Annotated in this window: 23 protein-coding genes; 14 read left to right on the top strand and 9 right to left on the bottom strand. The window is 58.9% G+C overall.

Annotated features, from left to right (window positions below; all coding sequences use genetic code 11):
• Positions 1-131: 131 nt before the first annotated feature.
• On the bottom strand, positions 132-1472 hold the full coding sequence (locus J2S62_RS01100) for an HNH endonuclease (RefSeq protein ID WP_310170304.1): 1341 nt from the start codon (positions 1470-1472) through the stop codon (positions 132-134).
• Between the two features lie 297 nt (positions 1473-1769).
• On the opposite strand from J2S62_RS01100, the gene J2S62_RS01095 reads away from it, so the two are divergent.
• The 3 genes from J2S62_RS01095 to J2S62_RS01085 are packed head-to-tail and all read left to right on the top strand — an operon-like array spanning position 1770 to position 4295.
• The gene (locus J2S62_RS01095; RefSeq protein WP_310170303.1) at positions 1770-2126 is read left to right on the top strand and encodes a hypothetical protein; all 357 of its coding nucleotides are present in this window, start codon (positions 1770-1772) and stop codon (positions 2124-2126) included.
• Positions 2113-3624 (top strand): sensor histidine kinase, encoded by a 1512-nt coding sequence (locus tag J2S62_RS01090; RefSeq protein ID WP_310170300.1) that lies wholly within the window; start codon positions 2113-2115, stop codon positions 3622-3624. The genes J2S62_RS01095 and J2S62_RS01090 overlap by 14 nt, the downstream gene beginning before the upstream one ends.
• Positions 3621-4295, top strand: a complete 675-nt coding sequence (locus J2S62_RS01085) for a response regulator transcription factor (protein ID WP_310170297.1) — start codon at positions 3621-3623, stop codon at positions 4293-4295. The genes J2S62_RS01090 and J2S62_RS01085 overlap by 4 nt, the downstream gene beginning before the upstream one ends.
• Here the strand turns inward: J2S62_RS01085 and J2S62_RS01080 are convergent.
• Positions 4292-5098 carry a polyphosphate polymerase domain-containing protein gene (locus J2S62_RS01080; RefSeq protein ID WP_310170295.1) on the bottom strand — a complete coding sequence of 269 codons (807 nt, stop codon included), beginning with the start codon at positions 5096-5098 and terminating at the stop codon, positions 4292-4294. The two genes, J2S62_RS01085 and J2S62_RS01080, sit on opposite strands and share 4 nt — an antisense overlap.
• On the bottom strand, positions 5095-5751 hold the full coding sequence (locus J2S62_RS01075) for a DUF4956 domain-containing protein (RefSeq protein WP_310170293.1): 657 nt from the start codon (positions 5749-5751) through the stop codon (positions 5095-5097). The genes J2S62_RS01080 and J2S62_RS01075 overlap by 4 nt, the downstream gene beginning before the upstream one ends.
• A gap of 154 nt (positions 5752-5905) precedes the next feature.
• On the opposite strand from J2S62_RS01075, the gene J2S62_RS01070 reads away from it, so the two are divergent.
• Positions 5906-6202 carry a cupin domain-containing protein gene (locus J2S62_RS01070; protein WP_310170291.1) on the top strand — a complete coding sequence of 99 codons (297 nt, stop codon included), beginning with the start codon at positions 5906-5908 and terminating at the stop codon, positions 6200-6202.
• Between the two features lie 24 nt (positions 6203-6226).
• Here J2S62_RS01070 and J2S62_RS01065 read toward each other — a convergent pair whose 3' ends face one another.
• From J2S62_RS01065 to J2S62_RS01050, 4 genes are all read right to left on the bottom strand, one after another.
• The gene (locus J2S62_RS01065) at positions 6227-7024 is read right to left on the bottom strand and encodes a carbon-nitrogen hydrolase family protein (RefSeq protein WP_310170288.1); all 798 of its coding nucleotides are present in this window, start codon (positions 7022-7024) and stop codon (positions 6227-6229) included.
• 158 nt (positions 7025-7182) lie between these two features.
• Positions 7183-7581 carry a DUF2267 domain-containing protein gene (locus J2S62_RS01060; protein ID WP_310170286.1) on the bottom strand — a complete coding sequence of 133 codons (399 nt, stop codon included), beginning with the start codon at positions 7579-7581 and terminating at the stop codon, positions 7183-7185.
• A gap of 108 nt (positions 7582-7689) precedes the next feature.
• Positions 7690-8442, bottom strand: coding sequence for a competence protein CoiA family protein (locus tag J2S62_RS01055; RefSeq protein ID WP_310170283.1), 753 nt, complete (start codon positions 8440-8442; stop codon positions 7690-7692).
• A gap of 89 nt (positions 8443-8531) precedes the next feature.
• Positions 8532-8666, bottom strand: coding sequence for a hypothetical protein (locus J2S62_RS01050; RefSeq protein WP_310170281.1), 135 nt, complete (start codon positions 8664-8666; stop codon positions 8532-8534).
• Positions 8667-9232: 566 nt separating this feature from the next.
• On the opposite strand from J2S62_RS01050, the gene J2S62_RS01045 reads away from it, so the two are divergent.
• The 5 genes from J2S62_RS01045 (at position 9233) to guaD (ending at position 16919) form a co-directional block, all read left to right on the top strand.
• Positions 9233-10705, top strand: a complete 1473-nt coding sequence (locus J2S62_RS01045; protein WP_310170278.1) for an NCS2 family permease — start codon at positions 9233-9235, stop codon at positions 10703-10705.
• A 204-nt stretch (positions 10706-10909) separates the two neighbouring features.
• On the top strand, positions 10910-12403 hold the full coding sequence (locus J2S62_RS01040; RefSeq protein ID WP_310170276.1) for a xanthine dehydrogenase small subunit: 1494 nt from the start codon (positions 10910-10912) through the stop codon (positions 12401-12403).
• A complete protein-coding gene (gene xdhB / locus J2S62_RS01035; protein WP_310170274.1) occupies positions 12400-14790 on the top strand; it encodes a xanthine dehydrogenase molybdopterin binding subunit in 2391 nt (796 codons plus the stop codon). Before J2S62_RS01040 ends, xdhB begins: the two co-directional genes overlap by 4 nt.
• The gene (gene xdhC / locus J2S62_RS01030) at positions 14787-15572 is read left to right on the top strand and encodes a xanthine dehydrogenase accessory protein XdhC (RefSeq protein ID WP_310170272.1); all 786 of its coding nucleotides are present in this window, start codon (positions 14787-14789) and stop codon (positions 15570-15572) included. The genes xdhB and xdhC overlap by 4 nt, the downstream gene beginning before the upstream one ends.
• A 33-nt stretch (positions 15573-15605) precedes the next feature.
• Complete coding sequence (guaD, locus tag J2S62_RS01025; protein WP_310170270.1) at positions 15606-16919, top strand: guanine deaminase; 1314 nt, start codon at positions 15606-15608, stop codon at positions 16917-16919.
• Positions 16920-16934: 15 nt separating this feature from the next.
• Here guaD and J2S62_RS01020 read toward each other — a convergent pair whose 3' ends face one another.
• Complete coding sequence (locus tag J2S62_RS01020; protein ID WP_310170267.1) at positions 16935-18425, bottom strand: SulP family inorganic anion transporter; 1491 nt, start codon at positions 18423-18425, stop codon at positions 16935-16937.
• A 63-nt stretch (positions 18426-18488) separates the two neighbouring features.
• Here J2S62_RS01020 and J2S62_RS01015 point away from each other — a divergent pair, with 63 nt between their 5' ends.
• The 4 genes from J2S62_RS01015 (at position 18489) to J2S62_RS01000 (ending at position 21878) form a co-directional block, all read left to right on the top strand.
• Positions 18489-18986, top strand: a complete 498-nt coding sequence (locus tag J2S62_RS01015) for an SRPBCC family protein (protein ID WP_310170264.1) — start codon at positions 18489-18491, stop codon at positions 18984-18986.
• Positions 18979-19578, top strand: a complete 600-nt coding sequence (locus tag J2S62_RS01010; RefSeq protein ID WP_310170261.1) for an LOG family protein — start codon at positions 18979-18981, stop codon at positions 19576-19578. Before J2S62_RS01015 ends, J2S62_RS01010 begins: the two co-directional genes overlap by 8 nt.
• A 100-nt stretch (positions 19579-19678) precedes the next feature.
• A complete protein-coding gene (locus J2S62_RS01005) occupies positions 19679-21331 on the top strand; it encodes an HNH endonuclease signature motif containing protein (protein WP_310170259.1) in 1653 nt (550 codons plus the stop codon).
• A 115-nt stretch (positions 21332-21446) separates the two neighbouring features.
• Positions 21447-21878 (top strand): cupin domain-containing protein, encoded by a 432-nt coding sequence (locus J2S62_RS01000; protein WP_310170257.1) that lies wholly within the window; start codon positions 21447-21449, stop codon positions 21876-21878.
• A 113-nt stretch (positions 21879-21991) separates the two neighbouring features.
• Here the strand turns inward: J2S62_RS01000 and J2S62_RS00995 are convergent, their stop codons facing one another.
• Complete coding sequence (locus J2S62_RS00995; protein WP_310170254.1) at positions 21992-22471, bottom strand: Lrp/AsnC family transcriptional regulator; 480 nt, start codon at positions 22469-22471, stop codon at positions 21992-21994.
• Positions 22472-22644: 173 nt separating this feature from the next.
• Between J2S62_RS00995 and J2S62_RS00990 the strand changes: the two genes are divergently transcribed.
• Positions 22645-23820, top strand: a complete 1176-nt coding sequence (locus J2S62_RS00990) for a thiamine pyrophosphate-dependent enzyme (protein WP_310175680.1) — start codon at positions 22645-22647, stop codon at positions 23818-23820.
• The last annotated feature ends 10 nt before the right edge of the window (positions 23821-23830 follow it).

Here is a 23830-nt window from a genome sequence, read left to right as displayed (position 1 = left end):
AGTGAGCAGATAGGTACCTAGACGTGCCCCAGCGTCTAACGCAGAATCAACTGGATGAACTAAGCATGCTGCATCCTGCTTTGGATAATGAAAGCATGCCTGATTGCCTGCCTCATCGTGACGGCACAGCGTTAGGCGGCGACGGGCCAGGCGATGTCGATGGGTCCCATGGGTGGGTCGGTTGTGTCGTGCCGGAATTGGCTGATCGGGGGTCGGGTGGGCACCGTGTACTGGTGCCCGGTCGGGGTGGTGACCATCAACAAATCGGGGGTGCCAGTGTAGCTCCAGCCACGATTCTCTTTGCGCTGGTTACAGCGTTTACACAGTCCGGTGGCGTTGTCCCAGCTGGTGGTCCCGCCTTTTGCCCAGGGTTTGCGGTGGTCAGCATCCTCGACGGGGCTATTACACCACGGCGTGGCGCAGGTGTCATCCCGGATGGCCAACATCTTGGACAGCCCCTCAGGGAAGTGGCGTCGTTTGGACTCTAAGGCCACCAGTTGGCCATCGGTGGCCCGGGTGTACATGCGTCGGAAAAACTTCGCCGCCTCAGGATCTGCCAACCATTGCTTGACCATGCCCGCAGGCAGGGGCCCGTGGCCGGGGATCCAAGCCGGCACATCATCATCACCAAACAGGCTGCTATCGTGCATCACGACCACGACTTCGGCGGTGACCCCATCGGCGGTGGTTTGGCCGGTGAGCAGTTCCACGAACACATCGGCCATGGTCTGGTCCCGGCTCAAGGGCTCGGCCGCAGGGGTGTCACCGGCGGCTTCGGCCTCGGTCTGCCGCCGCCGGTGGGCGGCCAGGCGTTTATTCGTCTGTTGCTTTAGTGCGTCCATGACCGCTACCGCTTGATGGGTGGGTAACTCGGCGGTCAGATACGAGAGGCCGTCACTGCCCGGATCCAAACAGACCCGACGGTCACGCTTATTCTGCGCGGCGCGCTCCTCAGCGGCCGCACGATCCAACCGGTAGGCATGCCCCAAAATCAGCTTGCGCAGCTGGGAGCTGGAGGCCTTCCCCAACCGGTGGGCAATCAGGCCATCAATCTCCCGACGATGCGCCTCTGAGAGGTGGCTCGTCTGCTCGGCCACGATCCGAGCATGATATTCGCTGACGCGCCCATCAGCTAACGCCTCGTAAGTGTTCGGTAGAACGTTACACAGCGCGGTGGCCGTATACGTCAGCGCGGCCCCGACAAACGGGGATTCCCCACGAGCTAGCCCGACTTCGGCCTCAATGCCTTTGAGCTGTTCAGAGGTCGTGATGCGCATGCCGGCTTCATGGGCCTTACGCTGCTCAACAAACGCATTCGTGGCACTCGCTTGGGCAGCCGCCAACGCGCGTTTCGCACGCTCAAGATGCTGCAGCCGGTCAATGTTGTCTTCCTCGGACGCAGCAGGCGGCAACGAGGTCAGGGAGTCAATGAACTCCTGGACCCGATCTGCCATCTCAACTGCTGTTTCCATACCCTTAATGCTACCTATTCACACGGACACGATAAGCCAGAGCTCGCAGTTTGTGGACAACCCCGCGAAGGTTTCCGAGCCTGTGGATAAACGCCACTACGCTCTCGCTTAGGATATACTTCTCCCAGTTTGTTCCATGCACGCTGGCTTGTCTGTGCAAACTTTTAGTCCGGGTCTCAGTACGACCACTAGCTGTCCGTCTCACTGGACTACCCGCCGCTTTGGTCCGACCTTCGAAGGCCCCCACCCTCTAGTGCTTCTCATTTTCGTCTCATCTGAATAGACCATAATGGACGCATGTCTCGCACCGTACTCTCCCGGATTGTTTGGACAGCGATCCTCTTGGCAGCCGTCATCGCTGGGGTCTGGGCTACCCAGAATGTGTTCGCGGGTCCCGAAGATCATGACCTCGGCCCGGTCGTGGTCAACACCCACGAACCACTGCCGACCCCATCGCCAGAACCGGAAGACACGCCCACGCCCGCAGAACCGCCCCCAGCTAGTCCCGAGCCGACGCCGGTCGAACCGGCACCAGTCCAACCCGCGCCGCCCGTGAGCGTCGACGACGATTGGGACGACGATGATGACGATGACGATTGGGATGACGACGACGACTGGGATGACGACGACTGGGACGACGATGACGACGACTAACGCGCCGCAACGTGCCGCGGGTAGTCGTGTTCCGGTCCGTGTTCGTCTCCTGACTGGCATGATGCTGCTAGCAGGCCTGACCCTTCTAATTGCCGGGGCGGTGAACTATCTGGTCGAACGCAAAAACCTCGCGACGACCTTAGATGAGGCACTCGCGCGGGACGTCGAAGAGGTCCGTGTGCTGGCAGATACCGGGATCGATCCGGAGAGTCAACAGCACTTCACTAATGCTGCAGATCTGATGTACATAGCAATGCAGTACAACCAACTATCTGAGACGCAAAGTATGTTGGGGATGCAGGACGGGGAGATCGTGTGGAGTGCGCCAGAAAACGTTTCGCTGCGCCTCGAAGACGACCCCGAATTTGTCAGCTGGGCTGCGAGCCTGAACCCTGATTCCGTATATCTCACGACCGTGGATACCGCACACACCACTTACCGCGCCGCAGTGATTCCGATCAACTTGGCAGAAGACACTACGCCGGGCGTGTTTATCGAAGCCTTCGATGCAACAGCCGAACACCGTGCGTTGCAAGTGTCGCTGGTGATTTTCACGGCCGCTGGTGCCGGGGCACTGCTGCTCGGTGGCATCATTGCGTGGCTGCTTGTTGGGCGGGTGCTGCAGCCGGTTCGTGCGCTACAAGAAACCGCACAGCGCATTACCGAACAAGATCTCGACACCCGCATTCAAGCCCGCGGGCACGACGAATTCGCGGAACTGACCGAAACCATCAATGAGATGCTCGACCGGTTGCAACAGGCCCTGGAACAACAAAAACAGCTGCTCAATGATGTCGGCCACGAGCTGCGCACGCCGATCACGATTGTCCGTGGGCACCTGGAGCTCATGGATGCCAACGATCCAAACGACGTCAACGACACCCGCGACATCGGGCTCGACGAGTTGCAGCGGATGTCACTGTTAGTCAACGACCTGGTAGTCCTGGCACAATCCAACCGGACTGATTTCATCCGCCCGGCGCCCGTGGATATCGCCGCACTCATGCGCGACATCGGAGCCAAAGCCGCAGCGCTGGGGCATCGCAACTGGCAGCTCAAAGCCAACGCCGAGGGCACCGTCGACATTGATGCTTCCCGAATCACCCAGGCCATGCTGCAGTTATGCGCCAACGCGGTGAAGTTCTCTGAACCCGGCACACCGGTGGAGCTGGGCAGCGCGATCCGGGAAAACCACAACGGAACCACCGAATTATTTTTGTGGGTTTCTGATGCTGGCATCGGGATCGATCCGGAAGACCAGCAGGTCATTTTCAAACGTTTCGGTCGGGCAGGCAACGGCGAACGGACCCAGGGGTCCGGACTGGGGCTGAATATCGTCGCCGCCATCGCCAGCGCACACGGCGGTGACATCCGCGTGGAATCCGCCCCGGGCGCGGGCTCGATCTTCATTCTCAACATCCCATTGCACCCCGGCAGTAATGCACCCGAGGTAACGAATATGCTGGAACCATCCCCAGGTCAGGAGGCCGCCCAATGAACCGCATCCTCATCGTCGAAGATGAACCACGGATCAGTTCATTTCTCGCCAAGGGGCTCAAGGCTGCCGGCTACACCACCTTGGCCGTCGGCACCGCGGCCGAAGGCCGAGCCCAGGCCGTCACCGCGACCTTCGACCTGATCATCCTGGATCTGGGCCTGCCCGACGGGGATGGCTACAGCGTGCTGAGCTACATTCGGTCGCTGGGCCTGGATATCCCGGTCATCATCCTGACCGCACGTAATTCGGTCCACGACACCGTGGCTGGTCTGCAGTCGGGCGCCGACGACTATATGGCCAAGCCGTTTCACTTCGACGAATTGCTGGCCCGCGTGCAATTACGTTTGCGTCCGGCGGCCCAAGAAGCCGAAGTCTCGATTCTGTCGCATCACGGACTAGAACTCGATCTGTTGCGCCGAGTCGCGACCGTCGACGGGGTCGAAGTGGATCTGTCGGCCCGCGAGTTCGAATTAGCCGAAACGTTTCTGCGCCACCCCGGCCAAGCACTGTCCCGGGAACAGCTACTGTCCAGGGTGTGGGGATATGACTTCGACCCGGGCTCCAACGTCGTCGATGTGTACGTCCGGTACTTGCGCAATAAACTTGGCGCCGAGCGGTTCGAGACGGTCCGCGGGGTCGGATACCGTCTCGCGGCTCGAACCGAGGCCTAGGCCGCGCGAACCCAGTCGTGGCGGGTCAGCAGCCTGGACCACTTATTGGCCGGCAGCTCAGGATGCAAGGCGGCCACCCCCAAACAGTACTTGGACATACTCACGGGCCGGATGCCGAGATCTGCGAGCGCCCGATCAGCTGCACCTTGCCCATCGGCTGATTTCGTTTCCACGATCACCATGTCGGGTCCGTGCACCGCTGTTGCAGTATTGGAGTACTGCAGTTCGACGTCGCAGGTCACCCGTTCCCCATTGACCGCGTTGACGAAGGTGGCACGCCGATACGCATTATGCATCACCGGGTGCAGTTCGGGCACCTGCTCCCCGTATTCGGTGGCGAGGACCTGGGCGGTGAACTCGACGTTCTGCGGGGTCAATTCGTGGGCCTGGTCTATCGACTGTTCACGACGGTGTTTGATCGTTGCCCCACGTCGCCCTTTCGTTTTGATCTCGAACATACACAGCTCCGAATCCACGTAGGTGCGCGACCGGACCTTATACCGACGACGGCGTCCTTGCCGGTGGGCGCGGTATTGCTCGAAGTCTGCGGTATCAAAGTAGGTCGACCGGTAACGAAACGTGCGCAGCCCATCGATCTGCATGACCGAAAACTCTGGCCCCAGCCTGGCAGTGAAGTTCGCAAACTGTTCGGGGGTGAGCAGGAACTTCTTATCCACCCGGGTCTGCAGCGCCGCATTCTCGACCACGTCGGCGAGCGCGATGGTGGTGCGGTCAGACACCGCGGCCTCCAGAGCGAGCCGGGACTGACTGGGCGTTGGAGGTTTGATAACGGTGTGGTTCATCGCCGACCTCCGGTGAACTGTTCCGCGGGTTGTGGCACGCTGACGGTCTGTTCAGCTGTGATGGGGCCAGCCCAGGATGTTGGTTGGTGGACGGTGGGTTCGGTGGGCGGGTTGGTCTTGTACCGGACGTCGACGATGGTCAGGTCTCGCACCATATCTAATTCCAGTACCACGGTGCGCAGGACCTTGGCATTCAGCAGGTCTTCCAGGGCCTCGATGCGCTGGTCTTCCGAGGGGTAGGCGCGATCCAAGGTGACCGTTTGGCGTTGCGTCCGAGCCCCGACCCAGTGATGGTCCGCCACGTACATGACGGCAACGAGCAACGCGGTGATCGTGGGCGAGACCCACGCTGGATCCGGGTGCAACCCGTTGATCAGCCCGATCGCCAGTGAGATGAAATAGTAAGCGACCTCTTCTTGGGTCAATGTGTCCGAACGCAGTCGGATGATCGACAGGATCCCAAAGAGTCCAAGGCCTAGCCCCAAGCCCGCTTCGGATTCGGACAACAGCAGGGTCACGGCGAAGATCCCCATGCTCAAGGCGATATACGCTAGCGCCAAGTCGCGCCGGAAGTGCCGACGAAAATACACCAGATACACCAGGACGGTCATCCCAAGAACATTGGCCACCAGGCCGATCCACAACGCCAACATGAGCGGTCTCCTTTTCATTTGTTTTTCGCTTCCTGTTCACTGTAGGAAGTGATTGTGAAGCGAAAAGTAGAAGACGATGAGAAGATTCTCATGGAGACTGGCACCTAGGCTGGGGGACGAAACGTATCCACGCAATTTAGGACAGGTGATCACGATGGCAGCAACTCCGCGACCGCAGGTAACCGAGCTTGAACAAGGCGAAGTGTTCGAGACCAAACGCATGGAAGCAATCGAGGGGGTGCAATGGCCTCCGCATAAAGCATCACATGAATCGGTGCTGGTGGTGACCGAAGGCCGACTCACCGTGGAATACCCCGATGCTCAACCGGTGGTACAGGCCGGCGAGAGCATCGTCATTCCGGCGGATACCTGGCACGAGATTGTCCCCGACCCAGCCTTTAGCGCGATTCACATCATGCCCAAAGGCATCCGGTTTACTTTTTCTGCCTGAGTGATCGGAAACGCCGCCCGCAAATTAGTGATTGGGTTGTGTGGAGAAACGACGCAAGGTCAGGGCGGGATTGGTGGTTCGAGTGGTCTCCAGGCGCTCTGGGTTCAGCTGGGCCCGGGCGATGCCCACTTCGTCACCGATCAACGCCAAAGGAATGCCCATCGGATCGATGATCGCACTGTGGCCGATCCCGACGGGTGCTGACTGGTCAGCACCCAAGACATAGGCGGTGTTCTCAATGGCGCGTGCGCGCAGCAGCGTCATCCAATGAGTTTCTTTAAGCGGCCCCGGAACCCACGCGGCCGGAGTGACCAGCACATTGGCGCCAGCATCAACCAGCATGCGCGCAACTTCTGGGAAGCGGAGGTCGTAACAGGTCTGCAAGCCGAACCGCAGCCCGTTGATGTCGATGAGTTGCGGCTCTTCAATGCTTCCGGGCGTGACCCAGTCGGATTCTCGCATTCCGAAAGCATCATAGAGGTGTATTTTGCGATAGGTCGCTTCGATCTCACCGTTACGCATAGCGACCAGCGTATTAAAAATCCGGCCGTTGCCGTCGGGCTCGTGGACGCCAGCGACGAGAACGATATCATGCTCTTCAGTCAGTTGCCGCAGCGCGCTGACCGACAGACCATCCAGTGGTTCGGCGGTTTCAACGTAGGTCTCATCGAGCCCGAATTTCGCATACGTCGCGTACTCGGGCAGGACCGCGATATCGGCACCCTGCTCAGCGGCCTGCATCACGTAACCTCGGATTGTGTCCAGGTTCGCGGCTTTATCTGTGGTCGGCGCGAATTGGATGACTGCCGCTTCGACGCTCATAATGCTCTACCTTCCATCGGCGGTTCCTTGCACACTAACGGAAACTCCCACGTCCTGGGAAGGCGTTCGGCACGCCCGACGCACGAAAAAGCGGTGATGACTGGCTGATCTTCGCCAGTCACCACCGTTTTCCTCACGGAGTGTGTTGTTAGAAGCTGTTAGGACGGTTTAGCGTTTGCTTTCCAGACTGCGTATGGGCTGAGATCTTTTGGTAGGGCACTGAGCAGATCCAGCTGTTCGCCATCCGAGACGGCCTCAGCCAAGGTTGACAGCGCCGCATGGGTGCGGGCCTGAGTATCTTTCTGGGAGGTGCCCAGTCGTTTCCCGACCCGGTTGACGAACTCGTCAGCGTCAAATTTCTCGCGGCTGCTTTTATCACCCTGTGTGATGACGGGAGCGATCTCTTCGGGCAGCTGCGCGGCGAAGTTATCATGCGCTCCGTCCAGATCACGTTCGGCCAGAGTCTCGGCAACTGCCTGCAAGGTTTCCTTGGCGGTCTCGTTTGAATCGATACCTGCTCGTTGTTGTACGACGTCGATCATTTCTGTCATTTGCATAGCGTTCTCCTTTCGGAAGTGCTAACTGCTCTGCCTCTATTGTGAGCAAAGTTGTGGGGGCAAATGCAAGGGGAAAGACTCGATTTTGCGGGAATCTTCAGCATCCGTTCACTCGCCAGCCAGCACATCAACGTGTACGTGGTCGAGATGGCGCAGAATCTCATTGTCAGGGTCCGGGGCGTCATAGTCTGCCCACTGTCCGCGGGTGCTGTGGACACTCCAGACCAGGTCGTCGAAAATCACGTACTCGATGTGGAGTTCATTCGCGTGGGCCACGAGCCATTGGGCCAATATCCAACCCTCGCGACGATGCTCTTCGGTGACCGGACGAAAGAAGACGTCGATGGCGCGACCGTCGTAGTGGGCGGAGCCCGGCATATGCCCTTCCTCCACGCCACCGGGTGCAAACCCGCCCATCGGCACCTCGCCGAATACCTCAGTGATCGCTTCGCGGACGCGCTCGGCGCGTGGGGTCAGGCCTGTTTCGGTCGGCTCTTGAGCTGGCAGGTCAGCCTCGGCCTCTCCCTGGCAACTCAAGCTTGGGCCGGCATCGTCGGAGGGCCCCTCGGCCAACTGTTCTAACACCCTGTCGTCGATATCCGAGGTATCTGGAGTGTCGAGGCCACGGGCCGCCAATGCCACCGCTGAGATGGCGCGTTGCGCTTCGTCTCGATCCAGCCCGATGGTTTCGTCGGCGTTCACGGTGCATTCCGAAAACACGTGGAACGGGCCTTCGCTGTTTTGCATGCTGCGGAATAGACCCGGCCCGAAGTAAGCCAACCCTCCGATAATTGCCACGGTCATCACAAGAGTAAGGACAATGCGGAGACCGCTGCGGCGCGGGCGGGAAGCTGTGGTCATCGGCGTGCTGTGTTAGGCCTCCGGGTGATCGCTTGGACCAACCGAGGAGTCCGTGTGCTGCCGGGCGAGCGGGAAAGGGCCCCGCAGTCCTAAGAATTCAACGGGATTTTGCCGCGCAAAGTATACCGTTCGTGGATGACATCCAGGGTGGCAGTGGTTTCTTCGGCGTTGACGCTGCGCGACACCGTGGCAAAGTGTAAAACGTGGCGGACAAAGGCGATCATGGCGACCAGCACCGGCTCTAAGAATTACGGAGAGAAACACACCTGCCACTCTGCCGAAGGGTAGTCGTTCGTTTTCTGGGGCATTAGGGTTCGCCGCATAAGCGGGCTTTGCGAAGAGGGATTTCACGATCTCTCGTTTCGTCAGACGTCAAACATGAGGAACATGCTTTCACGATATGAAAATCGGGTTTCAAAAGGTAAGCGACAGTGTATCGCGCCTCACAAGCTGGCAGTCAAGTTAATTACCAGTAACTCGAAAGCGCAGCGCATCCTGCCCCAGCTGGCACCCCATCCCAGGCCCCTCAGAGTCGTATGAAGCACTCAGCAACACCTCGCTTGTCTGCAACCCCAACATGTGCAAGGACAACTCAGGCGACGGAACGTGACGATTGACACATTTGCACATTCACGCCAAACTAGTTCTCGTCGCATAGAAAGATGATTTCACGATGCGGAACCCTGGTCTGCATCGCGTAAGACGGCGCGACACCAAAACGAGACCCACGGGATCATGACTCAAATGAGACAGTCCGGGTGCAATGATACAGAACTATCGAAGGTCGTCAATGAACGCGATAAACACTGACCAGCTACAAGACACTCGAAACCCTAAACGGCGATTTAGCGGCCTCGATAAGTTTTTCGAGATCACCGCGCGAGGTTCATCAATCAAGCAAGAAATCCGCGGGGGCATCGTAGCGTTTGTCGCAATGGCATACATTGTCGTCCTCAACCCCTTGATTCTTGGCGGCTCGGCCGATGTGACGGGCACCAGCCTGGATTCAGCACAGCTGACAGCGGTCACCGGCCTCGTAGCCGGGGTAACCACCATCCTATTTGGCGCGGTGGCTCGGTTACCCTTCGCCCTTGCCGCAGGCCTGGGGATGAATAGCTTCCTCGCTGTCTCCGTGGTACAAGATGTGACTTGGCCCGAAGCTATGGGACTGACCATGATCAATGGTGTCATCATCGTCGTCCTAGGGGCTACCGGCATCCGGACAGCGATCTTTCACGCTGTTCCCCATGCTCTGAAAGTCGCGATCACGGTAGGCATCGGGTTATTCATCGCCTTCATCGGGTTTGTCAACTCTGGTTTTGTGACGGCCACCGAGGCAGGACCACCAGTGCAGTTAGGGCAAAACGGTTCCATCAGCTCGCTCCCTACCCTCGTGTTCATTCTGGCACTCGTGCTTATCGGCACCCTGGTAGCTCGCGGAGTCCCCGGTGGCATCCTCATTGGCATCGTCGTTGCGACCGTGATCGCGATTATCGTTCAAGCCTTTGCCAATCTGGGTACAGTTGGTGACCCACAAAACCCAGACCCAGCCGGCTGGAACCTTGCACAACCACAGCTACCCGACCAGATCGTGGCACTTCCCGACTTCGCGCTTGTCGGTGCTTTCGACCTCTTCGGAGCCTTCGAACGCATCGGGCTGCTGGCTGCCACGATGCTCGTATTCACGCTAGTCTTCACGAACTTCTTCGACGCAATGGGCACCATGACAGGACTGGCCCGCAACGCAGGACTCCAAAACGCAGACGGCACATTCCCGCGCATTCGCCAAGCTTTTGTGGTTGAAGGTGTAGGAGCCATCGCCGGTGGTGGCGCGTCGGCATCATCGAATACCGTCTTCGTCGACGCCGCCGCAGGCATCGCTGAGGGGGCACGAACTGGGCTGGCAGCCATTGTCACTGGCGTACTGTTTCTGGCCTCAATGTTCTTTTCACCCCTAATTGGCGTGATCCCTATGGAAGCCGGGGCTGCAGCGCTCGTGGTGGTGGGCGCCATGATGGTCACCTCGATCCGAGATATCGACATGAGTGACTTCCGGGTTTCCCTGCCGGTCTTCCTCACCATGGTCACGATGCCGCTAACCTATTCCATCGCAAACGGCATCGGTGTCGGATTCATCTCATGGGCTGTCATTCACGTGCTGAGCAAACGGGGGCGCGACGTGCACTGGTTGCTGTGGGTCGTCTCACTCGGCTTTGTCTTATACTTTGTCCGCGAACCGATATCGACTATGTTGGGGGCATGATGAATGTGATCTATTGCACCGCTTGGCCGAAAGGCCGCATCGCCCACGGACGATGAAGCATTGATGTCCGCGGCCTTCTTTGCCGCGTAGTACGCGATGTTCTTCACTACTGTTCGCATGGATAACCAGGAGTCTCGAAGAACCACATAGTTGTTCTAACCATGCATGGTGCGCCTCAAAATTGAGGCACAGGAGGATGGTGCGATGTCTGCGAAGACATTTCGCTCGACAGTACAAGTATCTGTCAATGGGGAAACCCGCGATTTTGACGGCCCACCACACTCAAATGCCCTCGATTTTTTGCGCGCGCAAGGGCTCACAGCAGCCAAAGAAGGCTGCGCCGAGGGCGAGTGCGGTGCCTGCGCAATCATGGTTGCGCGACCTGACGCCGATGGCACCACCCGGTGGACGTCGGTCAACTCATGCCTAGTTCCCGCCGCGTCACTCGATGGCCAAGAAGTTGTCACCGCAGAAGGGCTAGCCAACGGCCGGGTGCACCCGGTACAACAAGAGATGGCCGAACGGGGCGGTTCGCAGTGCGGGTATTGCACCCCCGGTTTTATCTGCTCGATGGCCGCCGAGTTCTATCGCCCAGAACGCGCCGAAGACGCCGAAGAAGGTTGCAGTAGCTGCGGCCCAAATGGCTTTGATCCGCATTCATTGTCAGGCAACTTGTGCCGCTGTACTGGCTACCGGCCAATTATTGACGCCGCCTATGCCCTCGACCAGCCCGCAAGCGATGATGCACTCGCTGCGCGCCGCGAGCAACCAGCTCCTGCTCCTGTCGCAACAGACTACTCCGCCGCCGATACTGCAAGCGGAAAGACGGGCCGCTATCGCCGTCCTGCCACGCTGGCTGAAACGTTGGAGATCCTAGCGGCCGAACCTGCAACCCAGCTCGTCTCGGGGGCTACCGATTTCGGTGTGGAGGTCAATCTCAAACACGTTCGGGCTAAATCCGTGCTCGCGATCGACCGGCTGCCAGAATTGCGCGGGGTTCAACGAACACCTGCACATATTGAGCTCGGTGCGGCACATACCCTGTCCGAACTGGAACGCGAACTCGATGGCGAAATTCCCTTGCTCGGCAAGCTCTTCCCGCAATTCGCCTCACGACTCATCCGCAACGCAGCGACTATTGGCGGAAACCTCGGCACGGGCTCGCCGATCGGGGATACTCCACCAGCCCTACTCGCGCTTGACGCCAAGCTCGTGCTGAGCTCCGTCCGAGGCCAACGGGTCGTCGACATCGCCGATTATTTCACCGGTTATCGACAGACCGTGGCCGAACCCGATGAACTCATCAGCGCGATCCGTATTCCGCTACCGTTGGCGCCGCTGACGTCGTTCCAGAAGATTGCGAAACGCCGGTTCGACGATATTTCTTCGGTTGCGATCGGTTATGCGATCGCCGTCGAAAACGACATCATTCAACATGCGCGCCTCGGCCTGGGTGGTGTGGCAGCCACCCCGATACGCGCCTATAGTACCGAAGCCGAGCTCGAAGGGGCCAAATTTAGCCTAGAAACTTTCCGAGCAGCCGCAGAGGTCATGGCTACCGAGGGGACTCCCATGGACGATCACCGGGCTAGTTCTAAATACCGGATCGCGATGCTGCGTTCCTCATTGGAGCGGTTCTACGCTCAGCAGGTGGGCTTAAATCACGACGCCGGCGACCTGAAAGGGGCAAACCGATGACCAGTCTCTCACAGCGACCAGCCAATCCCATTGTCGGCGAGTCACACTACCACGAGAGTGCATACGAGCATGTCACCGGCCGAGCGCTCTACACCGATGACCTCGGTGGACGATTCACGAACCTGCTGCACGCGTATCCCGTGCAATCAACTATCGCCCACGCTGAACTCAAGTCGGTTGATACATCAGCGGCCTATGAGATCCCAGGTGTCGTGCGTGTGGTTACCGCCGAAGACATTCCTGGGGTGAACGATCAGGGCACCAGGGGTGATGAACCCATGCTGCCGGTTGATGAGATCATGTTCTACGGCCAACCTATCGCCTGGGTCTTCGCTGAAACTCTCGAGGCAGCAAAAGAAGGCGCAGCCCAAGTCTGCGTCGAGGTTGAAGAGCTGCCGTCCCTGATCACTATCCAGGATGCGATCGAAGCGGACAGTTTTCAGGGCGTTCAGCCGGTTATCAATAAAGGCGATCTTGAGGGCGGTTTCCAACTTGCCGAGCACGTTTTCAGCGGAGAATTCGAGTTTGCTGGCCAAGACCACTTTTATCTTGAGACTCAAGCTTCACTGGCGCACTTCGATGAAAATGGCCAGCTGTTCATTAATTCATCGACGCAGCATCCAACCGAAACCCAAGACATCGTCTCCCATGTGCTCGGGGTTCCCGCCCACGAGGTTACCGTGCAGTGCGTGCGCATGGGCGGGGCATTCGGCGGCAAGGAAATGCAATCGCACGGTTATGCAGCCGTTGCGGCGCTCGGCGCCACCCTCACCGGCCGACCAACCAGGGTGCGGCTTAATCGTACGCTCGATATGACTATGACTGGCAAACGTCATGGTTTCCACGCGAGCTGGAAAGTGGGCTTTTCCGACGAGGGGAAGATTCTGGCTCTGGATGCAACGCTGACCTCCGACGGCGGTTGGAGCATGGACCTTTCCGTGCCGGTGCTCACCAGAGCGTTGTGCCACATTGATAACGGTTACTGGGTGCCCAATATCCGCGTCCACGGACGTATTGCAAAATGCCACAAGACTTCCCAAACAGCTTTTCGAGGTTTTGGCGGTCCTCAGGGCATGTTAGTCATGGAAGATTTGTTGGGACGGGTAGCTCCAAAGCTGGGCTTGAGCCCAGCAGAGCTTCGTCGTCGGAATTTCTATTCCGAGGATCAAGATACGCCCTACTTCCAACCGGTCCGCCACGCAGATCGACTCAAAAGTGCGTGGGATCAGGTGATATCCACCGCTGATATTGAAGCCAGGCAGGCTGCGATCGCTGACTTTAATGCCCGCAATACTTACGTCAAGCGAGCACTCGCCATGACACCGGTCAAATTCGGGATTTCGTTCAACCTCACGGCCTTCAACCAGGGCGGGGCGCTCGTGCTCGTCTATAAAGACGGTTCGGTGCTCGTCAACCACGGGGGCACCGAGATGGGTCAGGGCCTGCATACCAAGATGCTGCAGGTCGCCGCCACGAGCCTCGGTGTGCCATTATCGATGGTGCGTTCGGCTCCGACCCGGACAGATAAGGTTCCGAACACCTCCGCAACGGCCGCCAGCTCGGGAACTGATCTCAACGGTGGGGCTATCAAAGACGCTTGCGATCAGATCAAGACGCGGTTGGCGCAGGTTGCCGCCGGCATGCTTGGCGTACCCGCCCACGAAGTGCGGTTCGCTCGTGGGGTCGTCTCGGGGCTGTCGACCACCAAGACGGTTGAGTGGCAAGAACTTATCACCGTTGCTTATATGCAGCGGATCCAGCTCTCGGCCGCCGGTTTCTACCGGACCGAGGGACTGTACTGGGACTTGGCCAACATGAAGGGCGAGCCTTTTAAGTACTTCGTTTACGGAGTGTCAGCCAGCGAAGTGGAAGTCAGCGCGTTTGACGGTTCGTACAAGATTCGCCGTGTCGACATCGTCCATGACGTTGGTGATTCTCTCTCGCCGCTGATCGATATCGGCCAGATTGAGGGCGGTTTTGTCCAAGGCGCCGGCTGGTTGACTCTTGAAGACTTCCGGTGGGATACCTCTGACGGCCCGGGACGCGGACGGGTCGCGACTCAAGGCGCCAGTACCTATAAGATTCCGAGTCTATCCGAAATGCCAGAGATTTTTAACGTAGACCTGCTGGATAAAGCGCACGAAGATGGCGCCATTTATGGTTCCAAAGCAGTCGGTGAACCCCCGCTGATGCTTGCCTTCTCCGTGCGCGAGGCACTGCGGGAGGCAATCACTGCGTTCGGTGCTCCAGGCACCAGCGTGGAACTTGCCTCACCAGCTACCCCGGAGGCTGTGTTCTGGGCTATCGAGTCCGTGCGCGACCAGCAGGACGCTAGCCAAGACATTCCTGCACGTGACGCGCTTGACGTCAGGAACGTCCCTTCATGACCTGGATTGATACGGCAGCTAAACTGCGTGACGAGCAGGTGCCGGCTGTTTTGGTAACGATTGCTGCTGTCCGGGGCCACGCACCCCGGGATGCAGGAGCAAAGTTCATTGTCACCGCTGATAAGTTCTACGGGACCATTGGCGGTGGCAATCTGGAAATGACAGCCACTACCCGTGCCCGGGAATTGCTGGCCGAAAACCTTACCGAACCCGAGATGCTCACGCTGCACCTCAACGATAGAGCTCCGGTGAAGTACGGTAAGCAATGCTGCGGTGGAGAAGTCACGATCTTGTTCGAGCCGCTGACTGTCCCCGAAACCGTCGCGGTATTCGGCATCGGTAACATTGGGCTGGAAATCGCGCGCATCCTTGGCCGACAAAATCTCCGGTTAGAACTGTCTGATTCCCGGCTCGACTATCTGGCACAACTCGACAACCTCGAGACGCCAGTCGCGCACATCAACCGACACCACTCGGTAGCTGGCGAACAGGTCATCTCCAAGTTGCCGGTTGGAGCGCACGTACTGATCATGACGCATGACCATGCCGAAGATCTCATGCTCTGTGATGCAGCATTGCGCCATAAGGAGCTCGGCTCTATCGGGCTCATCGGTTCCAACGCGAAGTGGCAGCGGTTTCGCAAGAAGCTCTTAGCCGAGGGCCACGACGCCGCAGACATCGACACAATTGACTGCCCGATCGGACTACCTGACCTGCCCGGAAAACAGCCCGCAACCATCGCTGTGAGCGTCGCGGCCGAGCTGCTACGCCGCATGGCCTAAAACCTCACTTGACTCACTGCCCAAGGACACCACATGTACATTTATCGTGCCCGAGTATTCGATACCCCCACCAACCCATTTACCGGTGGAACACTCCGCACCGACACTGACGTCGCTCTTGTCGTAGACGATGGCGAAATCATCGCACGCACCGACATCAATTCGGCGACCGAGTCCTACCCCACAGTCGAGATCATCGATGTACGCGACGGCATCCTGATTCCCGGGCTGGTTGACACCCACGTCCACTATCCCCAAATCCGGGCGATTGGCCACTTGGGCAAACCTCTGCTCGAATGGCTCGACGAATGTGCCTTACCCGAAGAGGAAAAACTCGCCGACAACACGTACGCGCACCAGTTAGCTGGAGAGTTCCTGACCGGCTTGATTTCTTCGGGGACGACCTCGGCGATGGTGTTTGGCTCGCACTTTGCTTCAGCCGTGGATATTCTGTTTGAGCGTGCTCAGCATTTGGGCCTCCGGATGACCGCCGGATTGGTCACCAGTGACTGCACGCTGCCCGAGCCATTACTGACAACCATCGATCAGTCGTTGGCTGAAGCCCAGCAGCTCATCGATCGTTGGCACGGTACCGACCGGTTGCGCTATGCCGTCACACCCCGTTTTTCATTATCGGCGGGCCCGGACCTCTTAGCTGCCCACGGGGAACTCGTACAAGATCGTCCCGGCATTTGGGTGACCTCCCATATCAACGAGAATCAGGATGAAATCAGCGATGTCGCGGCACTCCATCCCGAAGCGCAGGATTACCTCGACACGTATGACAAGGCAGGCTTGCTCAGCGCGCAGACGATTCTTGCTCATAATGTCCACCCCACCGAGCGAGAACTGTTGAGAATGGCCGAAACCGGCCTCGCCGTAGCGCATTGCCCGACGTCTAATTCGGCGCTTGCCAGTGGGTTCTTTCCGCTCAAACGCCATATCGAGACCGGAGTCAACGTCGCCCTCGGTTCAGACGTGGGCGCTGGAAATGGTTTCAGCCTCCTCAAAGAAGGCGTGCAGGCCTATTTCATGCAGCAGCTTGATCCCAGTGGCGGACTGCCCATGACCGCGGCACATCTGCTCTATCTGGCCACCTCGGCCGGGGCGCAGGCGCTGCAGCTCGATGCGCAGGTTGGTGACCTATCCGTGGGGAAACGCTTTGATGCAGTCCTCATCCGTCCTACCGCGGGACACCCACTTGACGTCGGCCTCGCTCATGCAGCCGACGATGAAGGCGCACTGGCGAAAATCTTCGCACTGGGTACTCCCGCAGATATCGAGTGTGTCTGGATCGACGGCCAACAGGTCAAATCACACAGTCAGTATCAAGCTGCTGGTTTATAAGAGTGTTACGGCGGGTTAGGATTCTCGCTGTCCAGCGGCATTCTTACTCAGAGGGAAAGGTCCGCGCAGACCTAAGAATTCGACCGTTTTGCCACGTTCGGTGTACCGCTCATTGATCGCGTCCAGCATGGCACCTGTCGAATGGTCCCAGACGTTTGCTTCGCGCAGGTCTATGACGACATGGGCTGGGTCGAGTGCGTATTCGAACTGATTGGCCAGATCATGCGAGGAAGCGAAGAACAGCTGGCCCTTGACCAGGTACGTCGCGGTCGATTCGTCGGCATTGACGCTGCGCGACACCGTGGCAAAGTGCGAGACGTGGCGGACGAAGGCGATCATGGCGGCCAGCACGCCCAGCCCCACACCGATGGCCAGGTTTCCGGTCACCACGGTTGGGACAACGGTGATGAGCATGACCAGGGTCTCGGATTTGGGCATGTTCTTCAGGGTGCGCGGTGCAATTGAGTGCCACTCGAAGGTCGCGTAGGCAACGTAGACCATCACGGCGACCAGTACGGCCATAGGCATCATCCCGACGATGTCGCCCAGTCCGATGGCCAGCACCAGCAGGAACACGCCCGCAACGAAGGTGGAGATTCTGGTGCGAGCACCTGAAGCGCGCACGTTAATCATGGTCTGGCCGATCATCGCACAACCGCCCATGCCGCCGAAGAACCCGGCCAGGATGTTGGCCCCGCCTTGGCCGACGGACTCGCGGGTTTTGCTCGATGGGGTGTCGGTGATGTTGTCGACCAGTTGAGCGGTCATCAGCGATTCCAGCAACCCAACGACCGCCATGGCCAAAGCTGCCGGGAAAATGATTTCCAGTGTCTCCAGCGTAAACGGCACATCCGGGATGAAGAAGAACGGCAGCTCATCTGGCAGGTCGCCCTTATCCGAAACCGTGGGCACGTTGACGCTGAAGATCACGACAATCAGGGTCACGACGACGATGGCGACCAGCGCTGATGGGATGACTTCGGTGACCTTAGGCCACAGGAAGATGATGGCTAGCCCGAGCGCAAACAGCGGGTAGACGGCCCAGGGCACATCGATGAGGTCTGGCAATTGGGCAATAAAGATCAGGATCGCCAGCGCGTTGACGAAGCCGGTCATGACCGACTGCGGGATGAATCGCATCAACTTGGCCACACCAATCACACCCAGCACGATCTGCAAGATCCCAGCCAGGATGACGGTCGCGAACAGATACTGCACCCCGTGGGAGGCAACAATGGGCGCGACGACCAGGGCCGTGGCGGCAGTTGCCGCCGAGATCATCGCAGGACGTCCGCCAAGAAACGCAATAGAAATCGCCATGATGCCGGCGGCATACAGGCCGACTTTCGGGTCGACGTTGGCGATGAGTGCAAACGCAATCGCTTCGGGGATAAGTGCCAGTGAGACCACCAAACCCGCGAGCACTTCAGTGCGCAGCCACGCTGGCCGCTTGAAAGTCTCTCGAACCGATTGGCGTAATGCGGGAGTGACCGTCTCCGCAGACATAGAACACCTCTGTCGCAAAGTATTTGTAGTCAGACACGCGAGCGCGGGCGTAGTCTGGGGGATATGAGTGAACATACGCATTCTACCGACGATGTCCGGGAAGTTGACACTGGGTCTTTCACGATCAGCTACCAAGCGCGCGTTGGAGCGGAACCCTTCCAATTGTGGGAACTGGCGGCAAACCCGCACCGACATCACGAACTCGACGGTGGCGGGACCCTTTCGGCCAAAGTCTCAGGCCCAGAATATTTGACCGAAGGTGACACGTTTAACATCTGGATGCGCCGTCTCGGGCTGCCCTATACCCTCACCATGCGCGTCGTCACCGCCGACCCGGAACGCGAGATCGCCTGGCAACATCCTGCCGGACACATCTGGCGGTGGGCATTTCAACCAGCCGAGGGGCAAGGCACCTGGGTCACCGAAACTTTCGACTACACCCAGGTCAAACCCATCGTCATCCGAGGCTTCAATTGGGCAGGCGTCTTCAATGCCAACGCACGACAGATGCGCAACAGCCTGCTGCAGCTCCAAGAACGTTACCCGGTGAGCCATGACTGAGCCCCGAACCAATGGTCTCCGTCGAGTGACCGTCTATACCGGATCAAAACACGGCAACTCTGACGTGTGTGTCGAGGCCGTCGAAGCCTTCGCTCAAGCAGTGGCCGACCGTGGCATCGGTGTGGCGTTTGGCGGTGGCGACGTCGGCCTGATGGGTGTACTCGCCGACACGGCCCTGGCTGCCGGGGCGGAAGTCTTCGGTGTGACACCCGAGTGGCTCTTGACCTCAGAAACCCCACACCAGAGGCTGACCCAGCTGGAGATCGTGGCCGATATGCATGCCCGCAAACACCGGATGGCTGAACTCGGTGACGCATTCGTTGCACTGCCCGGCGGGATCGGCACACTCGAGGAATTTTTTGAGGTCTGGACCTGGCAACAGTTGGGCATCCATACCAAACCGGTCGCACTGTTGAATACGGCAGGTTTTTGGGATCCGCTGCTTGCCATGATCGATCACATGGCCGCCCAGGGGTTTGTGCGCCGGTCGTTTACCGAAGCGCTCATCGTGGAAAGCACGCCGGACGCACTGTTGGACGCCCTGGCCTCGTGGCAGCCCTCGACCCAGCACACCTCTGCCCCAGGCGATTAACCCCGCCACGTTGTCCACAGTCGTATCGGCTAAGGCTGAGTTTTCCACGTTAACCCACTTGCGGTACCCCAGCTAGGCGATGTGCTGCTGAAGTTGCGATATGACACAGCACATCGAAACCGAGGCCAATCCCGCATCGCTGGTAAGCCAAGCTGATCGGCTCGTGTCGGATGCGTTGCGAACGTACCGAGAACCCGATGCATATACTCGGCTTGCACGGTTCCAGAGCGACCAGGCTGCAATTGATTGGGGCACCGTGTGGGGCACCGGCGAGCCCCCGGACGCGACCATGCAAGCGCCGGACATACCGTTTCCTGTTCTGCTGCGCAACATCGAGCAACTGGCGCGCAAAGTCGAGGCGCTGCAGATCATCACGGCGGGCTTCGCAGCCAACGCGTACGCTTCAGAAACTGAACGGGCAGACATCTTTGGCATGCCCACGGGCAAAGCAGCCTTCCGCAACATCGCCGAATATCTGCGTGATGCCCTGAGCATCTCGCTGCGGGAAGCCAAAACACGAGTCAAACTCGCCCAGGAACTCATCCCGGCACCCAGCCTGGACGGTGGGCATATGCCCGACTCTCGCTATGAAGAGGTTGCGGCACGGTTCTTTGCAGCAGATATCGATGCGGCAGCCGCCGATATTGTGGTGGATACCGTCAATCAGGTCGAGCGCGCTGCCGCTCAGGCCAAGGTGCTCACACCACAGGTCCAGGACCGTCTAGCAGCGGGCCAAGCACAGTTGGCGGAACAGGCCAGCCTCTTGGATCCCGATGGGTTGCGCCAAGTCGCCAAACGGTGGTCGCAATACATCACGTACTGGTTCGATCAGGATGGCGCACCAGATCATGAGGTCCTCGATCGTAAACGCGGGGCGTTCTACCGCGGCCAGGCCCAAGGGCTGCACAACTGGGTATTGCGCGTTGATGCGCTCTTCCACGAACGGCTACGCGTCTTAGCGTCCGTGGTGAACAACCCGCACGCCAGTTTCGAACCGCTTAAAGCACTGCTAGAAAACCTCTTTGGGACCACACTGCCGCACTTCACCGCCCCGGTGGTACGAAAAGCACTAGAAGACCACGGCCAGCAAGCACTATTTAGTGAAGATGAAGTCGGTGAGCCCATCCCGGCGGCTGATGAGCGCACCCGTGAACAGAAACTCCTCGACGGACTTACAGCTGTCTTCGACACCGGCATGTCGCTGGCATCGACCACGTTCCCGACCGTTGGTGGGCTCCCGCCGCAACTCAGCGTCATCATGGATTACCAAACCCTCTACGAGCAGTTGCCCCACGACTGTTCAGCGACCGGACCATCGCGGCCCACCGCCCCGAACTTTATTTCTCAGGCCCTGTTCACCGGGCCGATCTCACCGGCTTCCATCCGGCCCCTGTCGTGTGAAGCAGAGCTGATCCCCGCAGTCCTGGGTTCACACGGCGCGATCTTAGACCTAGGTCGCAAGGCCAGGCTCTTCACGCCCGACCAACGACGCGCCCTCATTGCACGCGATCGAGGTTGTGCTGCACCCAACTGCACCATCCCGGCACCGTGGTGCGACGCGCACCACGTCAATCCGTGGCATTCCGGTGGCTCTACCGCGATTGCCAATGCGGTCCTCCTGTGCTCCCACCATCATCACGCGGTGCATGCCAGAATGTGGAGCATCACGATGCACGACGGCATCGCGTGGTTTGTGCCAGCACCGTATCTGGATCCAGACCAACGGCCACGCCGCAACCGATTCTGGCGGTAGTCACGTCTTGTGATCATTGACGGTCGCGAGGTTGTTAGTCACCTTGTGTCATTCGATATGCTGACGAATACACAACGACCGCTACCCACTGATGCCGGCAAAGGAACCGTTCGCCATGATCCGGAAGCCATTCAACATGCCGCCGAAAGCTTTTGGTCCCGCAGAAGCCGACCCAAACGCCGAGGTCTCGATCTTTCCGGTGACTGACGCTCCACCACCGCGCACGGGTACCCCACCATCAATCTCGCGAAAGCTTGAAGGGGACGGCGCGAACCTCATTTTTCTAACCTTCGCACCCGGCCAAGTGCTGCGCTCCCATACCTCAGCCCATCCCATTACCGTGCAAGCGCTCCAAGGGCAACTGCTCCTGACGACCGACCAAGGTGAGATTTTGCTTGAACCCGGCACAGTGGTTCACCTGCGCGCCATGGTCGTGCACGAGGTGTCCGCAGCCCAAGATGCCCCAGCAGAAAACGTCCTACTGCTCACGATGCTCACCGGCGAGCGCCACTCGACGGAACCGATAGCTCAAGACACCACAGACTAAGAGCGTGCATTCAAAGACGCGGTGTCCTATGTGTGAGTCAGCGAGGATCGTCGAGAACGGCGTGTAATCACCAATGCAGATGTCGCAGCCCACGCACGAATAATCTCTACCTTCTAGTGCAGCGCGCTGCGCGAGACTTGATCGTCAAAGATCATGAAGGTTTGGGTATCGACCACCCCGGCCAAGGGCTGGATCTCATCGAAGACCACTCGACGGAGATCAGCAGTATCGCGAGCTCGGACCAGCAAAATCACATCCATCGGCCCGCCGGTCAAGGTCACATGCCAGACTTCGGGAATGGCAAGCAGCTTTTGCCGTAAAGCCCGCCAATTATGTTGGCGAAGTTTGAGGATCACATGTGCCGAAGCCCCCAGCCCAAGTTTGGCTGGGTCGACGTTGATGGTGAAACCCGTAATGACGCCTGACTTCAGCAGTTGCTGAACTCGTGCGTGACAATGCGCCCGCGAGATGTGCACGGAAGCTGCGAGCGCGGTCATCGACATCCGTCCATCTTTGGCAAGCGCTGCGATGATTTTACGATCCACGGCATCCAACACAGTCGTCTCAGCCGTGTGCGGATCGTCAGCTGTCATCGCCTCCACCATCCTGTTCAGGAAATGCCCTCTTGTCGAACGAATTGATCACCAGCATAGGTACATTTCGCCAATCTGTCTGCACTTTTCGAATCCCACCCCACAATTCGTAGCCTTTGGCTGATACTAGTGTTATCTACTTCACACGAACGCTGGAGGGAGTGCCCGCCATGATGCCGGAAAACGCACAACCTGATCTGTCAGAAGAACAAGCCAAGAAACTGGGGATCAGCTTAGAAGATTATCTGTTGCCCACGCACGGTCGGATCCAGATGATCTCAGAGAGCGGGGAACTCTTATCCATCGAGGAGCAGGGATCCACCCCCGGCCACGAGTACCCGATGCCCACCCGGGAAGAACTCTTAGCAGGCTACCGCCAACTGGTCATTGGGCGCCGGGTCAATGACCAAAACTATGCGCTGGTCCGTCAGGGTCGGATGGCCGTCTATCCCTCGTCGCACGGGCAAGAGGCTTCGGAAGTCGCAGCCGCCTTATGCCTGTCGCCGCGTGACTGGCTGTTTCCTACATACCGGGATACCGTGGCGGTCATTACTCGAGGGGTCGATCCGGTCCAGGTGATGACGAACTTCCGCGGTGATTGGCATCAGGGCTATAACCCGCACGAGCACAACACCTCGATCCAATCCACCCCGTTGACCACTCAACTGTTGCACGCCGTTGGCATGGCCCAAGCGGCCCGGCTCAAGGGCGAAGAAATGGTGGTCCTGGGCATGGTTGGAGAAGGTGGCACATCCGAAGGTGACTTCCACGAAGCACTCAACTTCGCCTCGGTCTTCAAACTCCCTGTTATTTTCTTTGTGCAGAACAACAAGTACGCCATCTCGGTCCCGCTGTCTAGGCAGACCGCAGCACCATCCCTGGCACATAAGGCCGTGGGGTACGGCATGGCAGGCGAACTCGTCGACGGCAATGACCTTGCCGCCCTACTGGCGGTGCTGGGTCGTGCGGTCAAACTCTGCCGAGAAGGTGGCGGACCCTATCTGGTCGAGGCTGATACCTATCGCATCCAGTCCCACACCAACGCTGACGACGCGACCCGATACCGGCACAGTGCCGAGGTCGACGAATGGACCAAACGCGACCCGCTGCATCGAATGCGGACCTACCTCCAGAACGAAGGTGCACTGACCGAGGAGCTTGAGGCGCAGTACCAAGACGATGCCGAACAGGTCGCTGCGTCATTACGCGAGGCGATGGGTCAGCAGCCCGACATTGACCCGCTGGAGTTATTCGATCACGTGTACACGGTCCAAACCCCGCAGCTGGCGGAACAACGCGCACAGCTCGCCGATGAACTGGCCCGCGAATCGCAGACCGAACAGGCCTAAGGAGCACGCT

The organism is Enteractinococcus fodinae (assembly GCF_031458395.1).
Taxonomy (GTDB): domain Bacteria; phylum Actinomycetota; class Actinomycetes; order Actinomycetales; family Micrococcaceae; genus Yaniella; species Yaniella fodinae.
Note: the sequence above shows the minus strand (reverse complement) of the source record. Positions and strands in the feature narration are given on the sequence as shown.

What these genes read in the sequence shown, in the direction of transcription:
- J2S62_RS01100 (WP_310170304.1), bottom strand. Translation starts at nt 1,472, where the DNA reads ATGGAAACAGCAGTTGAGATGGCAGATCGGGTCCAGGAGTTCATTGAC.
- J2S62_RS01095 (WP_310170303.1), top strand. Translation starts at nt 1,770, where the DNA reads ATGTCTCGCACCGTACTCTCCCGGATTGTTTGGACAGCGATCCTCTTG.
- J2S62_RS01090 (WP_310170300.1), top strand. Translation starts at nt 2,113, where the DNA reads ATGACGACGACTAACGCGCCGCAACGTGCCGCGGGTAGTCGTGTTCCG.
- J2S62_RS01085 (WP_310170297.1), top strand. Translation starts at nt 3,621, where the DNA reads ATGAACCGCATCCTCATCGTCGAAGATGAACCACGGATCAGTTCATTT.
- J2S62_RS01080 (WP_310170295.1), bottom strand. Translation starts at nt 5,098, where the DNA reads ATGAACCACACCGTTATCAAACCTCCAACGCCCAGTCAGTCCCGGCTC.
- J2S62_RS01075 (WP_310170293.1), bottom strand. Translation starts at nt 5,751, where the DNA reads ATGTTGGCGTTGTGGATCGGCCTGGTGGCCAATGTTCTTGGGATGACC.
- J2S62_RS01070 (WP_310170291.1), top strand. Translation starts at nt 5,906, where the DNA reads ATGGCAGCAACTCCGCGACCGCAGGTAACCGAGCTTGAACAAGGCGAA.
- J2S62_RS01065 (WP_310170288.1), bottom strand. Translation starts at nt 7,024, where the DNA reads ATGAGCGTCGAAGCGGCAGTCATCCAATTCGCGCCGACCACAGATAAA.
- J2S62_RS01060 (WP_310170286.1), bottom strand. Translation starts at nt 7,581, where the DNA reads ATGCAAATGACAGAAATGATCGACGTCGTACAACAACGAGCAGGTATC.
- J2S62_RS01055 (WP_310170283.1), bottom strand. Translation starts at nt 8,442, where the DNA reads ATGACCACAGCTTCCCGCCCGCGCCGCAGCGGTCTCCGCATTGTCCTT.
- J2S62_RS01050 (WP_310170281.1), bottom strand. Translation starts at nt 8,666, where the DNA reads ATGATCGCCTTTGTCCGCCACGTTTTACACTTTGCCACGGTGTCGCGC.
- J2S62_RS01045 (WP_310170278.1), top strand. Translation starts at nt 9,233, where the DNA reads ATGAACGCGATAAACACTGACCAGCTACAAGACACTCGAAACCCTAAA.
- J2S62_RS01040 (WP_310170276.1), top strand. Translation starts at nt 10,910, where the DNA reads ATGTCTGCGAAGACATTTCGCTCGACAGTACAAGTATCTGTCAATGGG.
- xdhB (WP_310170274.1), top strand. Translation starts at nt 12,400, where the DNA reads ATGACCAGTCTCTCACAGCGACCAGCCAATCCCATTGTCGGCGAGTCA.
- xdhC (WP_310170272.1), top strand. Translation starts at nt 14,787, where the DNA reads ATGACCTGGATTGATACGGCAGCTAAACTGCGTGACGAGCAGGTGCCG.
- guaD (WP_310170270.1), top strand. Translation starts at nt 15,606, where the DNA reads ATGTACATTTATCGTGCCCGAGTATTCGATACCCCCACCAACCCATTT.
- J2S62_RS01020 (WP_310170267.1), bottom strand. Translation starts at nt 18,425, where the DNA reads ATGTCTGCGGAGACGGTCACTCCCGCATTACGCCAATCGGTTCGAGAG.
- J2S62_RS01015 (WP_310170264.1), top strand. Translation starts at nt 18,489, where the DNA reads ATGAGTGAACATACGCATTCTACCGACGATGTCCGGGAAGTTGACACT.
- J2S62_RS01010 (WP_310170261.1), top strand. Translation starts at nt 18,979, where the DNA reads ATGACTGAGCCCCGAACCAATGGTCTCCGTCGAGTGACCGTCTATACC.
- J2S62_RS01005 (WP_310170259.1), top strand. Translation starts at nt 19,679, where the DNA reads ATGACACAGCACATCGAAACCGAGGCCAATCCCGCATCGCTGGTAAGC.
- J2S62_RS01000 (WP_310170257.1), top strand. Translation starts at nt 21,447, where the DNA reads ATGATCCGGAAGCCATTCAACATGCCGCCGAAAGCTTTTGGTCCCGCA.
- J2S62_RS00995 (WP_310170254.1), bottom strand. Translation starts at nt 22,471, where the DNA reads ATGACAGCTGACGATCCGCACACGGCTGAGACGACTGTGTTGGATGCC.
- J2S62_RS00990 (WP_310175680.1), top strand. Translation starts at nt 22,645, where the DNA reads ATGCCGGAAAACGCACAACCTGATCTGTCAGAAGAACAAGCCAAGAAA.